The organism is Pseudomonas sp. ICMP 561, assembly GCF_002699985.1.
Taxonomy (GTDB): domain Bacteria; phylum Pseudomonadota; class Gammaproteobacteria; order Pseudomonadales; family Pseudomonadaceae; genus Aquipseudomonas; species Aquipseudomonas quasicaspiana.
Window position 1 is genome coordinate 50,590 of record NZ_LKBT01000070.1, and the last position, 13,259, is coordinate 63,848.

The window sequence follows — 13,259 nt, forward strand, 5'->3', positions numbered from 1 at the left end:
TTTCAACACTATGGATGGGACGCAAATGAGTGCATCAACAACAGGGGGCGTGCATGCAGACGCCGTGTGTATCGGCTTCGGCCCGGCAGGTATCGCGCTGTCGTGTGTCTTCGAAGACGCCCGCGATGCGGGTTCGCCGCTGGGTGAGCTTTCCATACGATTTCTGGAAGCTGCCCATGACACACAGTGGCATCGCGAACTGCTGCTCAGCGGCACCGACATCAATCATCACGTGTTCCGTGATCTGGTCACGCCGCGCAATCCGCGCAGCCGCTTTTCGTTTGCCATGTACCTCAAGGATAAGGGCCGCCTGTTCGATTTCGGCCTGCTGGGTCGCCCGGCCAGCCGCCATGAATGGTCGGATTACCTGCGCTGGGTCTCGGCCCAGGTGGATGGTCAAACGCAGTTCAACGCGCCAGTCAGCGAAATCCTGCCGGTGATGGAGGAGGGACGCCTGAGCGCTGTGTGCGTCGAGACGCCGAATGGCCGTGTCGAAACCCGCAATATCGTGCTGTCCAGCGGCAGCGCGCCTGCCATCCCGGAACTGTTTCAAGGCCTGCTCGGCCCTACGCTGTTCCACACCTCGCAGTTTCTGACCCGCTTGCAGGCGTTCGGTGATTCATTGCCCAAACGCTGGCTGGTAGTCGGCTCCGGGCAGAGCGCCAGTGAGTCGGTACTGGAGCTGATCGCCCGTGAGCGAAACCTCCTTGTGCATTCGGCCCATCGTTCTGCGGGCTTCAAACTGACCCAGCTCGGGCAGTTCCCCAATCGGGTGTTCGCGCCGGATCACGTTGATTACTTCCACAGCCTGGACCCGGCCGCGCGCCAGCGTTTTCTGGGCTGGAGCCGTTCGACCAATTACGCCGGTATTGACCCGGACGAAAGCCAGAAGCTGTTCTCGTTGATCTACGAAGACGCCATCGCCGGTCACCAACGCCTGCGTACCCATGGCTACAGCGAGATCCGCCAGGTGGAAAAAACCACTGATGGCTACCGGGTCACGCTGACGGACACCTTCACCCTGCGCAGTCAGGTGCTAGAGGTAGACGTCATCGTACTGGGCACTGGTTATCTGCAACCTGTCATACCGCCGCTGTTGAGCAATTTGCAGCCGTGGCTCAAAGCCGATGTGGATGGAGGACTGGTGATTGATCGCGATTACCGCGTCGCCACCCAGGGCCAGTGCGACGTGAATGTGTGGGTCAACGGACTCTCCGAGCGCAGCCACGGTATCAGCGACAGTCAGTCGTTTTCGCTGATGGCATTGCGTGCCGAGCGTATCGCGCTGAGCCTCGAAAGCGCCGTGCAGGCGCAAACCCTTGAACCGCTGCTGACTGAATGACGTGACCCTCATGTACAACAATATTTCCGAAATCGTTCACGACCAGACGTTTCTCAAAGTAGCGGGGATCGGGCCTGAGTTCTTTTTAAAAATGGAGTCGCTGAATCCTGCGGGCTCGATCAAGCTCAAGACGGCCGTCGGCCTGGTCGATGATTTGCAGAGCCGGGGCCAGATTAACGCGGACACCGTGCTGATCGAATCCTCGTCGGGCAATCTGGGGGTGGCGCTGGCGATGATCTGTGCCGAGCGCGGCATCAGGTTCACGTGTGTAGTAGATCCCAACAGCTCCAATCACAACATCCGCCTGATGCAGACCTATGGGGCGGAGGTCATCCAGGTCGATGCGCTGGACGCCAACGGCGGATATCTCGGTACGCGCATCGCGCTGATCCGCCAGAAAGTCGCGGCTGACCCGCGCTACGTGTGGCTCAACCAATACGAAAACGCTGCCAATCCGCGCGCTCATGCCCGAACGACTGCGCAGTCCATCGGCCGCCACTTCGGCCATGTGGATTACCTGTTTGTTGGCGCGGGGACCACCGGCACCCTGATGGGCTGCGTGCAGTATTTTCGGCGTCACCACCCTGCGACGACGATTGTGGCGGTGGACAGCGTGGGCTCGGTGACCTTTGATACGCCGCCGGGCAAGCGTTTCATTCCAGGCCTTGGGACGAGTCAGCGGCCGCCGATTTTCAATGCCGAAGGCATTCACTATCTGGAAATGGTCCCGGAAGAGCGGACCATTGCCATGTGCCGTTTATTGGCGCGCAGTAAAGGTCTGCTGGTGGGCGGTTCCACCGCGACGGTCATCGCGGCGGTGCATGCCTGGCGTGAGCGCATTGAACCGGGCTCGGTGGTCGTTGCGTTGTCGCCGGACTGGGGCGAGCGTTACCTCGATACCCTCTACGACGATCACTGGGTCGAGCAGCGTTTTGGCCGTCAGGTGTTGCAGATGACCCTGGATGACATGCCCATCGAGCCGTCCAGGACCACCGATTTGCACAGTGCACGTCTGAAGCAATCGGCCTTTCATGTGGTGGATGGCAAGACCGTTGCGCGGATTCTTGCCGAGGATCCAGTGGCTTGCATCGACGATGTCCAGCAGGCCTATCTGGAGCATCACGCCGGGCGCAGCATCAACCCCGACAGTTACTTTCTGCGCTTTCCCCTCGCACCGGCCAATCGCATTATCGCCCTGCCTGCCAGCCTGTCCGGTGAGCAACCGGTCAGTGGCATCAAGTGGATCTCCAGTTTCCCCGGCAACATTGAGTCCGGCCTGCAACGTGCCTCAGCGGTATTGATCCTCAATGATGCGCGCAGCGGTTATGCCTATGCCTGCCTGGAAGCGTCGCGGATCAGCGCCATGCGCACTGCGGCTTCAGCGGTGCTGGCGGCGCGCTGGCTGAACAGGCAGCAGCGCAGGATCGGGCGTTTGTCGGTGGTAGGGGCCGGGTTCATTGCCCGAACCATTCTCGACATGTTCGTCAGCGATGGCTGGCAGATCGACGCGTTGGAGGTGTTCGATCTGCACAGTGATTCAGCCGCCGCACTTGTCGGTCACGCCACCGTGCAGCATGAGCTGGTCTGCCAGGCGGTGGACCTCGATAGCGCTTTGCAGGCCGACGTCGTGGTGTTCGCCACCACAGCACCGAGCCCATATGTCATTGAGCAGCGCTTTCGGCCTGAGCAGATCCTGCTCAATATTTCCCTGCGGGATCTGGGGACGGACATCATCGCCCAGGCCAATAACATTCTTGACGACGTCGAGCATTGCCTCAAAGCCCAGACCTCGCCGGATCTGGCCGTGCAGCGTTATCAGCATCGCGCGTTCATCACCGGCACCCTGGCGCAACTGATGCTGGGCGAAGTGGAAGTCAGCCCGGACCGGCCGACGATTTTCTCGCCGTTTGGCCTGGGGGTACTCGATCTGGCGGTGGGCAAGCGGGTCTATGACCGCGCTGTTGAGCAGGGCGCGGCGTTGCCGGTGCCGGAGTTTTTCTTTGAATCGAAGCGCTGGTGATGCCCGTGCCAATGTTCATCGACGCTCAACGCATTGTCATCATCGGCATGGGCTCTCGCGGCCTCAGCGTGCTGGAGCAACTGATCGGTGCGGCCCGACGGGATTCGCACACGCCGCTGATGATCGATCTGTTCGACCCACAACTGCCCGGCAGCGGTCTGCATCTGCCGGAGCAGCCTGACTACTTGATGCTCAACACTATGGCGGGCCAGTTGTCCGGATTTTCATCGGCGTACCCGGCCTGGGAGCCTGGTGAAACGCCGGGCCTGACCTTTCTGCAATGGTGCATCGCCGAGGGACTGCGTCTGGATGAGCGCGGTCATGTAAGCCTCAGCGGGAGCGGGCGGGCCATCGAGTTTGCTGACTTTGTGCCGCGCAAGCTGCTCAGCCGTTACCTGCGCGATTGCTATCGGTATCTGCTGACGCTTTGTCCGGCGCATGTGCAGGTCAAACATCGTCGCGACCGTGTCATTGGCTGTCGCCCGAATCCTGACGATCAAGGCTTTCACCTGGATACCGCTGACGGACTGCACCTTGAAGCCGAGGCAGTGTTTCTAACCACCGGACATGCGCCTCAACCGGAGGCAAGTTGCGATGCTAAACGCGTAGCGATTGAAGGCCTTGGCTTGAGCGCCATGGATCAGATCGCTCACCTGACCGAAGGCCGGGGTGGCCGTTTCATTCGTGACGACAGCCAGAGTGCCTGGCGTTATCAGCCTTCGGGGCGGGAGCCGCAGATTTATCTGTTTTCCCGTTCGGGCCTGCCATTTCATTGCCGGCCTCAAGGCAGGCCGTCCGCTTCGGTGACGCAACGGTTGTTCTTCACGGCGCAGGCCATTGTCGAACTGCGCAAAAATACCCCGGATGGGCGACTGGATTTCGCTGAACAGATTTTGCCGCTGATCGAAGACGAGATGTGCGCCGTTTTCTATCTGGCGAAGGTGCGCCTGCAACAACCTGGGCAACTGGAGCGCGTTAGCCAATCACTGCAAAGCGCGAGGGAAGCCAAAGCGCTGCGGGACGTTTATGCGGCATTGGCTGAGGAGTTTGGCCCGTTCGAGCCGCAGGACTATCTGAGCATTCGCGGTTGGCAAGGTGATCCGCAGCACTACCCGCAATGGTTTCGGCAGTGGATTTCCTGCGATCTCGCACGCGGTTGCCTGGGTGTTGATGCCAGTCCTCTCACACAAGCGCTGGAGGTCTGGCGTGATTGCCGAGACCTATTGCGCCTGACCGCCGATCATGACGGCCTGAATGTTCGTTCAACCCTTGAGTTCTACGGCGCATGGGCGGGCCTTGGCAATCGTCTGGTCGGTGGGCCGCAGAAAGAACGTTACGAAGATTTGCTGGCGCTGTTGGATGCAGGCGTGGTCACGCCTTTAGCACCTGACAGCATCCACGCTATTGAAATCGACGGCCTGATCAATGCCCGAAACCCCCATAGCGGCCTGAGCCAGAGCCATTCGCCTTTGATCAACGACATGCTGGCACAGGGGCTGATCATGGCCGCGCATCCATACCCGGCTGACGGTATCGCGGTTGATGCCCAAAGCCGGGCGTTACGTCGTGACGGTTCAACCCACCAGCGCCTTTGGGTGCTTGGACCCGGCGTCGAAGGCAGCACCTTTTACAACCATTACGTGCCGACGCCGGATCCAGCCTGCAAAGCGCCGTTGCAGGCGCGAATTGCGGTGCAGGCATGCCTTGCTGCGCTGCATGCCGGGGTCGAGAACCTGGCGGTGTATTAATCCGAAGCATCCACCTCTGTCCCATCACTGAAAAAGGATTATCTCCATGGTCGAGATCACTTTGCTGACCGCGCTCGCCGGCGCTTTTATCGTGCTGATCATCAGCCCCGGACCGAACTTTCTGGTCATCACCCAGTTGTCCATCAGCCAGTCCCGGCAGCAGGGCATCTGCGCCGGGCTAGGCGTCGCGTCGGGCAGCATCATCTGGGCGTTGCTGGCCTGCACGGGGCTGGGGCTGATGTTCCAGCAACTGCCTTGGGCGCAACCCGCTTTGCAGTTGCTGGGAGGCGCCTACCTGATCTGGCTGGGCAGCAAAAGCCTGCGCAATGCCGGGGCGCAACCCAAACCGCGCAACATCGGTGAGTTGGGTATTGGCAGCCTGGGGCGGGCGTACCGCTTCGGTCTGCTGACCAACATGACCAATCCCAAGGCACTGGCGTTCTACACCAGTGTGTTCACCACCGTATCGACTCCAGGCTTGCCGATGTGGGTGCGCACCGCCGGCGTTTCGATCATTGCCGTGCTGGCCATCTCCTGGTTCGTGTTGCTCGCTACCCTGTTTTCCATTCCCGCGGTGCAGGCGCGTTACCAGCGCATGAAAAAGGCCATCGACCTCACTACGGGTGTGTGCATGGTCGCGTTTGGCCTGCGCTTGTTGATCGGGTTGTGGCCTGTCTGAGCGGCTGATCTGCGCAACCTCTTATCAAACTACATACAACAAACGGATACGCCTGGGTTTTCTGTTGGAGCGAGGCTTGCCCGCGAAAGACGATAACGCGGTACGTCTGACTTACCGAATCGACTGCTTCGCGGGCAAGCCTCGCTCCAACAGGACTGTGTTTGCTGCGCGACAGTGCGGTGTCAGGGGCACGGGGCAACTCTTATTGATTTGAACAAGGATGAACACCATGCAAAGCAATGATTGGCACTACCCGACCTCAATCCGGGTAGGGGCAGGACGGGTTCGGGAATTGGCCAGTGCCTGCGAAGCCAGCGGTATCCGTCGGCCCCTGCTTGTGACCGACCGTTTTCTCGGGGGTACTGACATGATCCAGCGTGCGCTGGCCGATTGCCGCAAGGCGCTTGGCATCTGCGGTCTGTTCGATCAGGTCAAAGGCAACCCGACCGGGACCAACGTCGCCGAAGGGCTGCAAGCCTACAAAGCAGGCAGCCATGACGGCGTGATTGCCTTCGGGGGCGGTTCGGCGCTGGATGCTGCCAAGGCCATCGCGTTGATGTCCGGTCAGACTCGCCCGCTGTGGGACTTTGAGGACATCGGTGAAAACCATCGGCGTGCTGATCCTGAGGGCATCGCTCCGATTATCGCCTTGCCTACCACGGCCGGGACCGGCTCGGAAGTCGGCCGGGCCTCGGTAATCACGGACGAACAGGCACGGGTCAAACGTACCATCCTGCACATCCGGATGATGCCGCGAGTAGCCATTCTCGATGCCAACCTGACACTGGGCTTGCCCGCTGACCTGACCGCAGCAACCGGTGTCGATGCCTTGACCCACTGCATGGAAGCCTATTGCTCGCCGGTGTATCACCCCATGGCGGAAGCCGTTGCGGTAAAGGGCATGCAGATGATCAAGCAGTTCCTTCCCCGCGCGGTTGCCGATGGCAGCGACCTGCAGGCCCGGCAGGAAATGCTCGTCGCTTCCAGCCTCGGCGCGGCCGCCTTTCAGCGTGGGTTGGGCGGTGTACATGCGATCGCTCAGACGCTTGGCGCCCTGTATGACCATCATCACGGGCTGCTCAACGCAATCCTGTTGCCCTACGTGTTGCAAGCGAATCAATCGGTGCTGGGGCCGCAGATGGATGAATTGGCGGTGGCGCTGGGTTTGACCCGGCCGGGCTTTAACGGGGTGATGGAGTGGCTGCTGACGCTGCGTGAGCAAATCGGTATTCCCCATACTCTTGGCGCGTTGGGTATAGACGAGCGTGACGCCGCGCTGGTGGGGCAGATGGCCTTTGCCGATGGCTGCTCGCACACCAATCCGATCCGCCATTCGGCGCAGATGTACACGCAGATTTTCTGCAATGCGGTGCGGGGCCGGTGATTGTCGATCAGGCAACGATCAAGCGCATTGACGACGTCTGGCATGGCGTCGTTGATGAGGGCCGGATTGTCGGTGGGGTGTTGCTGCTGGCGCAGGCTGGCGAAATTCGTTATGTCTGCGTCCGGGGTTGGGCGGATCGTGAAGCTCTGAGGCCTATCACTCGCGATGAGCGTTTCAGGTTGGCGTCGCTGACAAAGCTGATCACGTCGGTCTGCATCCTGCGCTTACAGGAGCATGGCCTGTTGAGCATTGATGATGCAGTGACCCGCTGGCTGCCGGACTTCACGCCAAAACTGGCGGACGGCTCGATGCCGATTATCACGCTGCGCCATCTGCTATCCCACACGTCGGGGCTGGCCTATGGATTCGAGTTGCCCGTCGGTAATGCCTACGAGCAGGCCGGCGTCAGCGACGGGCTGGACCGTGTGGCTTTCGATCAGGCTGAGAACCTGCGACGGCTGGCGAGTATTCCTTTGCTGTTCAAACCAGGCGGTGCGTGGCGGTATTCAATCGCCACCGACGTGCTGGGAGCGGTGATTCAGCGTGCTACCGGCATGACGTTACCTGAGGCCATTGAGCATTGGGTCACCGGGCCGCTGGGAATGAGCGCTACCGGGTTTCAGGAGGGTAATCCGCAAACCCTGGCGTGTGCTTACAAGGACGATGCTTGTCTGCCGGTGTTAATCAACAGCACTGATGAACTGCGTCTGGAAACCGGTCTAGCCAGCGTATCGGCTTGTCGCGGCAGCGATCCAAATGCCTGGCCATCGGCCGGGGCCGGGATGATCGGCAGCGCTGATGACTATCTGCGTTTGCTGGAATGCTTGCGGTTAGGCGGCGCGCCCTTACTGACCAAGGCTGCCACGTCCAGTCTGTTAAGTAATGCGATTGGTGAAGTGCAGATCGAGGGCAGGGGGCCGGGCTGGAAGTTTGGCCTCGGGCCTATGCTGTTGACCGATCCGCTTCAGGCCCGGCAGTTACAGGGCCCCGAAAGCTGGTCGTGGTGTGGGATTTACGGCTGCCATTATTGGGTCGACCCGCAAGCCGCGATCAGTCTGGTGGCGATGACCAACACTGCGGTGGCGGGTGCCTGGGGAGCATTTCCTGACGCTTTGATTGAAGCGATTTATTCGCAGTGAGTCATCAAGCCCTTGTGAATTGCTTGCGATAGCTGCTGGGGCTGACGCCTACGATGTTGCGGAAGTGGCGACGGAAAGATTCTTCGGAACCGAACCCGGCCACCTCCACGACTTCAGTCAGGCGCATGTTCGAGGACTCGAGCAGTTCCTTCGCGTAGGCAATGCGTTCGCCCAGCAGCCAGTCGTTGGGGGTCAGACCGGTGCTTTCCATGAAACTGCGATGCAACGTGCGGGTGCTGACGGCGGCGTGATCCGCCATGTCCTTGATGCTGTGCTGGCGCTGCAGGTCGCTGCGGATCCAGTCCATCAGCTTTGAAATCGGCCCTTCGCTGGCTGACACCAACTGGCGCGAGGCATATTGCGATTGACCGCCTTCACGGTGGGGCGGGATGACCATGCGCTGCGCGACCATGTTTGCCACTTTCGCGCCGTGATCGTTACGCACCAGGTGCAACATCATGTCCAGGCCCGCCGCAGAACCCGCAGCGGTAACGATCTGACCCTGATCGACATACAGCTCGTTGGGCTGGATGGTCAGCTCCGGGTACATGCTGGCCAGCAGATCGGTATAGCGCCAGTGAGTCGTGACACGCTTGCCTTCGAGCAAACCCGCCGCCGCCAGGACAAATGCACCGGTACAGATCGAGCAGATGCGTGCGCCACGAGCATGCGCCGCCTGCAACTGAGCGATCAGCTTGGGAGGAACCTCGGATTCAACCCCGCGCCAGCCTGGCACGATGATGGTATCGGCGTTCTCCAGCAACACTTCGCCGGGCGTCGGCACGATGGTAATGCCGCCTGCTGCCGTGATCTGGCCTTCATCCACCGGGAAGGTGGCGAACTCATACCAGGTAACACCCAGCTCGGGTCTTTTCAGGGCGAATACTTCAACCGTGCAGCCGAATTCGAAGGTGCACAGCTGGTTGTAGATGAGCGCGACGACAAGATGATTTTTCATGGCACGATGTTACCGGATATTGGCATTTCCGCCAGTAGTCCGGTGCAAATGTACTGGTTAACCTGAAGCCCTGAAATCAGGCGGTTGCCTAAACATTTGCCAGCGGTCGCCGGTGCGATCCAGGAGTACGTTCGTGTCTATCAACATCGGTATCTACGTCTACGACGACGTCGAAGTTCTCGATTTCGCAGGTCCTTACGAAGTCTTCACCACCGCGACGCGCATGCACTTGCGTAAAAGCCGCGATGACCGGGCGTTGTTCAACGTATTCACCATCGGCCGTACCCTCGACCCGATCCGCGCCCGTGCCGGGCTGAAAGTCGATCCCGATTTCTCCATCGATGACCACCCGGTGATGGATTGCCTGATCGTGCCGGGCGGTGTGGTCAATGCCGAGCTGGAAAAGGCTGACGTGATCCACTGGATCAGCGGCCAGTCCGTACCGGAGCGCGTGGTGGCGGCAGTCTGCACCGGTGCCTTTCTGCTGGTCAAGACCGGCAAGCTGGCCGGTAAGCAAGTGACCACGCACTGGGAAGACATTGATGACCTTAAAGAGATGTTTCCGTCGGTCGATGTGCTTAGCACGTTGCGTTGGGTAGACGAGGGCGCTTTCGTGACCTCGGCGGGGATTTCTGCCGGCATCGACATGAGTCTGCACCTTGTTGAGCGCCTGCACAGCCGAGAGCTGGCCGAGCGTACTGCGTTGCAGCTGGATTTCGACTGGACCGAGAACGATTGATCTGATTGCGTTGGGCATCTGGTCGACAGGGTCGGCCAGATCCATCCTTGCTTAGAGTTTTCCTGTCAAACAAGACACATGAATCACTGAGTTCAAGTGCCCCCCTGTAGGAGTGAGCTTGCTCGCGATAACGTCAGCTCAGCCGATAAATCCGGCGGTCACGAAACCGAATCGCGAGCAAGCTCACTCCTACATGTCCGTATTTGCTGCGCGATAGCGCGGTGCCATGTACACCGGGGCAGCTCCTGTATTTTCTATCCCCGCCTTTTTCCGCAACAAGCTGGCATAGCAGGTTTGTTGCACGCCACTATCTCCTCAACGCGCAGTCCAGAGCCTTCAACGCTTACAGAGTGCAAGAAAAATGAATACCCACTTCTTCAAAATCGTCCAGACCGTTGCTTCCCATGGCTCGTTTTCGGAAGCCGCTGCGATTCTGGGTTGCAGTCAATCGAACATCAGTTACGCCATCAAGGAAGTGGAAGACTATTTCAACAAGCGGCTTTTCATTCGCAGCCGGGCCGGGTGCGTCCTGACGCCGGAGGGCCAGGTCATCAGCCGTACGCTGGACAGTCTGTTGGCGACGCTTGAGCAGCTAAAAAAAGTCAGCTCAGCGGCAGTGTCACGATTCATTACTGTAACTATATGGACGAGACGTCTCTGGCGGCATGCGTAGAGGCGATGACCCGGCTGCATCCGGGGGTGCATTTGAATGTGGTGCATGGGAGTGAGCAGCATCCGACGCTGGATGTGTTGCGACGGGAGTTGGCGGATATTCTGATCCTGCCCACGACGACGCTTGATGAGTATCACGTTGAGCATGTGCGCTGGTCGGATGCTTATGTGTTGGTCGCTGCCCGAAGTCGTTTGCTGACTCCGCGGCCGTTTCACGAGTTGTGCGAGGGCGTGAGGTATGTGTCCTGGCGTCATGCGGGGGTGGAGCGGTTGCATGGGCAGTTGGCTGCCGCTCAGGTGCGCCTTAGTCATCGTGGGGAGTTGAGTTGTGTGGCGACGTTGCTGGATCTGGTCGGGAAGGGGCAATGTATGACGATTTTGCCCAGTCGACTGGTTCCGGACGATGGTCGTTTGTTCGAATGTGTCCGGTTGCCGGTGCAGGTGGAGCGCAGTATCAGTGTTATCGCCCGGCCGGGGTCGTTGTTGTCCAATGCGGCGAATGAGGTGATTGAGGTGCTGAAGCGGCTGCCGGTGGGGGATTAGGCTCCACCGAGTCGTAGCCCCATTATTGACGCTCGATTGCCCGGTAAACACTGGTTTCCCGTGGAGCGAATTCATTCGCGAAGGCCTTTACATGGGGGCCTATGATTTTGGTGTGTACATATCCGTTTTTGCGGTAGAGGCTGATATTGGTTGCGCTTTTACAGCGCGTCACTTTCGAAAAGCGCGAAAGTAACCAAAGCGCTCTTGCCCCGCCACTCGGCACCTCGCTAATGCTCGTTGTACCCGCCCGCAGATCCTGAACCGTGGGCCGCCGCAACGGGCCATCCATGGCCCAATGCGGCTAACCCGGCGTCCTGCCGGGTTGCCCACGCTTCAGGATCTGCGTTCGGCCAGCGTGGTTTAACGGGGCGCCTCAGATCAAAATCCAAAGCGCGGCGGCCTGAAAGCCGACCTGTTTTCTTGGGTTTGCCGACATTCTGTAGGAGCTGCCGAAGGCTGCGATGCTCTGTGTCAGACGATGTATTCACTGGCAAGAGCAAATCGAGAGCGGAGCATGGGTTTGTTGAACGGTTTGGTGTCTGTACTCACCAAACCCCAGAAAGCACGAAGGGGAGCCTGGGCTCCCCTTCAAGGTTTTTTCGATGCTCTTTTTTGTTGTTGGGCGGCCTGTTGTTGTTTTTGGTGGCCGTACCCTTGTCGCTGTTTTTAAGCGATCCCATTGGGGATCAAGAGCAAACGTATTTTTTTGAGCGCTGATGCGGCTTTTATCGTGTTGATCCAACCAGGTCTGGAGCTACCTCAGGGTAGTTTTGTTGTTCTCTGTCCGGTTGCGAGGGTCTTTTGCAAGGTCCTCAGAAAAGCTATCCACTCCAAAAAAATCTGTTAGCTGCGCCTCTGTCCGTGTTGTTCTTGTTATGTCAGAGCCGATACGTCTTGTTTTTATTGGGTTACTGCGCATTGTTATTTTTGTTGTACTGAAGATATAGCAGGAGGCGTGCCAGTTTTTTAAAGGCCTTTGAAATCAGGGGTATGGAGGAATTTGGGCGCTTTGGATTGAGTGAAAATCCTTGGCGACTGTTTCCGTGTTACCCGTTTCCTCCTGCGTACTGAGGTCAGGGTAACACTCTGTGACAACATGTCGCACCTTATGCCGACAGGCGTGCCTTGGCGACTTTCGAGCCGTTGACCTTTCCAAGGGCGTCGCAGATGCCTTGCCCGGCGCTGATCAGCCGGTCCAGATTGACTCCGGTTTCGATCCCAAGCCCATCAAGCAGGTAGAGAACATCCTCGCTGGCGACGTTGCCACTGGCACCTTTCGCGTAGGGGCAACCACCCAGCCCGGCGACGGAGCTGTCGAATACGTGGATGCCTTCCAGCAGGCTGGCGTAGATGTTGGCCAGCGCCTGGCCGTAGGTGTCGTGAAAATGCCCGGCAAGTTTGCCCCGGGCGATGCGCCCCGCGACGACATCGAACAGCTCACGGGTTTTATCAGGAGTGCCGACTCCAATGGTATCGCCGAGGGATATTTCGTAGCAGCCCATGCCAAGCAGCTCATTGGCGACTGCTGCGACTTGTGCGGGCGCGATTCGGCCTTCATACGGACAGCCCAATACGCAGGAGACATAGCCGCGGACCTGCACGCCGTGCAGGCGGGCGGCTTCCATGATCGGGGCGAAGCGTTCCAGGCTTTCACTGATTGAACAGTTGATGTTGCGTTGCGAGAAGGTTTCGGACGCAGAGGCGAACACGGCAACTTCTCTGACGCCAGCGGCTAGGGCATCTTCAAAGCCGCGATAGTTTGGGGTCAGTGCGGCGTAGGTCACCTTGTCATTGCGCTGAATGCCGGCGAAGACTTCTGCCGAGCCCGCCATTTGCGGTACCCACTTGGGTGACACAAAGCTACCGACTTCGATGTAGGTCAGTCCGGTCGCTGACAGCTCATCCACCAGTTTTACTTTGTCCGTGACGCTGACAGGCCGCGATTCGTTCTGCAATCCGTCGCGAGGTCCCACCTCTACCAGGCGCACTTTTTCAGGTAATGGCATGTCTGGCTCCTTCTCGAATGACTCGAGAA

At 59.1% G+C, this 13,259-nt stretch carries 11 protein-coding genes and 1 pseudogene; 10 read left to right on the forward strand and 2 right to left on the reverse strand.

Going from position 1 to position 13,259, the window contains the following annotated elements; genetic code table 11:
- The first annotated feature begins 25 nt into the window (after window positions 1-25).
- The 6 genes from AO242_RS28325 (at window position 26) to AO242_RS28355 (ending at window position 8,312) form a co-directional block, all read left to right on the forward strand.
- Window positions 26-1,342, forward strand: a complete 1,317-nt coding sequence (locus AO242_RS28325; protein WP_099271289.1) for a SidA/IucD/PvdA family monooxygenase — start codon at window positions 26-28, stop codon at window positions 1,340-1,342.
- Between the two features lie 10 nt (window positions 1,343-1,352).
- Window positions 1,353-3,362: a 2,3-diaminopropionate biosynthesis protein SbnB gene (gene sbnB / locus AO242_RS28330; RefSeq protein WP_099271290.1), complete on the forward strand. Its 2,010-nt coding sequence runs from the start codon at window positions 1,353-1,355 to the stop codon at window positions 3,360-3,362.
- Window positions 3,363-3,373: 11 nt separating this feature from the next.
- Entirely contained in the window at window positions 3,374-5,110 is a 1,737-nt protein-coding gene (locus AO242_RS28335; protein WP_099271431.1) for an FAD/NAD(P)-binding protein, read from the forward strand.
- Between the two features lie 46 nt (window positions 5,111-5,156).
- Entirely contained in the window at window positions 5,157-5,789 is a 633-nt protein-coding gene (locus AO242_RS28340) for a LysE family transporter (RefSeq protein ID WP_099271291.1), read from the forward strand.
- Between the two features lie 229 nt (window positions 5,790-6,018).
- A complete protein-coding gene (locus tag AO242_RS28350) occupies window positions 6,019-7,173 on the forward strand; it encodes an iron-containing alcohol dehydrogenase (protein WP_099271292.1) in 1,155 nt (384 codons plus the stop codon).
- Entirely contained in the window at window positions 7,170-8,312 is a 1,143-nt protein-coding gene (locus AO242_RS28355) for a serine hydrolase domain-containing protein (RefSeq protein ID WP_099271293.1), read from the forward strand. Before AO242_RS28350 ends, AO242_RS28355 begins: the two co-directional genes overlap by 4 nt.
- Window positions 8,313-8,316: 4 nt before the next feature.
- Here AO242_RS28355 and ftrA read toward each other — a convergent pair whose 3' ends face one another.
- Window positions 8,317-9,270 (reverse strand): transcriptional regulator FtrA, encoded by a 954-nt coding sequence (gene ftrA, locus AO242_RS28360; RefSeq protein WP_027902353.1) that lies wholly within the window; start codon window positions 9,268-9,270, stop codon window positions 8,317-8,319.
- Between the two features lie 133 nt (window positions 9,271-9,403).
- On the opposite strand from ftrA, the gene AO242_RS28365 reads away from it, so the two are divergent.
- The 4 genes and pseudogenes from AO242_RS28365 (at window position 9,404) to AO242_RS30360 (ending at window position 12,071) form a co-directional block, all read left to right on the forward strand.
- Window positions 9,404-10,009 (forward strand): DJ-1/PfpI family protein, encoded by a 606-nt coding sequence (locus AO242_RS28365; protein WP_027902354.1) that lies wholly within the window; start codon window positions 9,404-9,406, stop codon window positions 10,007-10,009.
- 361 nt (window positions 10,010-10,370) lie between these two features.
- Window positions 10,371-10,682 carry a helix-turn-helix domain-containing protein gene (locus AO242_RS28370; protein ID WP_049827161.1) on the forward strand — a complete coding sequence of 104 codons (312 nt, stop codon included), beginning with the start codon at window positions 10,371-10,373 and terminating at the stop codon, window positions 10,680-10,682.
- Window positions 10,652-11,224 carry a LysR family transcriptional regulator substrate-binding protein gene (locus AO242_RS28375; protein WP_080238320.1) on the forward strand — a complete coding sequence of 191 codons (573 nt, stop codon included), beginning with the start codon at window positions 10,652-10,654 and terminating at the stop codon, window positions 11,222-11,224. Before AO242_RS28370 ends, AO242_RS28375 begins: the two co-directional genes overlap by 31 nt.
- A gap of 602 nt (window positions 11,225-11,826) precedes the next feature.
- Window positions 11,827-12,071: pseudogene (locus AO242_RS30360) on the forward strand (hypothetical protein).
- A 259-nt stretch (window positions 12,072-12,330) separates the two neighbouring features.
- Here AO242_RS30360 and AO242_RS28390 read toward each other — a convergent pair.
- Window positions 12,331-13,230, reverse strand: a complete 900-nt coding sequence (locus AO242_RS28390) for a hydroxymethylglutaryl-CoA lyase (RefSeq protein ID WP_099271294.1) — start codon at window positions 13,228-13,230, stop codon at window positions 12,331-12,333.
- Between the last annotated feature and the right edge of the window lie 29 nt (window positions 13,231-13,259).

Coding starts and splice junctions, on each gene's coding strand:
- ftrA (WP_027902353.1), bottom strand. CDS start 9,270: ATGAAAAATCATCTTGTCGTCGCGCTCATCTACAACCAGCTGTGCACC.
- AO242_RS28350 (WP_099271292.1), top strand. CDS start 6,019: ATGCAAAGCAATGATTGGCACTACCCGACCTCAATCCGGGTAGGGGCA.
- sbnB (WP_099271290.1), top strand. CDS start 1,353: ATGTACAACAATATTTCCGAAATCGTTCACGACCAGACGTTTCTCAAA.
- AO242_RS28375 (WP_080238320.1), top strand. CDS start 10,652: ATGGACGAGACGTCTCTGGCGGCATGCGTAGAGGCGATGACCCGGCTG.
- AO242_RS28335 (WP_099271431.1), top strand. CDS start 3,374: ATGTTCATCGACGCTCAACGCATTGTCATCATCGGCATGGGCTCTCGC.
- AO242_RS28370 (WP_049827161.1), top strand. CDS start 10,371: ATGAATACCCACTTCTTCAAAATCGTCCAGACCGTTGCTTCCCATGGC.
- AO242_RS28340 (WP_099271291.1), top strand. CDS start 5,157: ATGGTCGAGATCACTTTGCTGACCGCGCTCGCCGGCGCTTTTATCGTG.
- AO242_RS28325 (WP_099271289.1), top strand. CDS start 26: ATGAGTGCATCAACAACAGGGGGCGTGCATGCAGACGCCGTGTGTATC.
- AO242_RS28390 (WP_099271294.1), bottom strand. CDS start 13,230: ATGCCATTACCTGAAAAAGTGCGCCTGGTAGAGGTGGGACCTCGCGAC.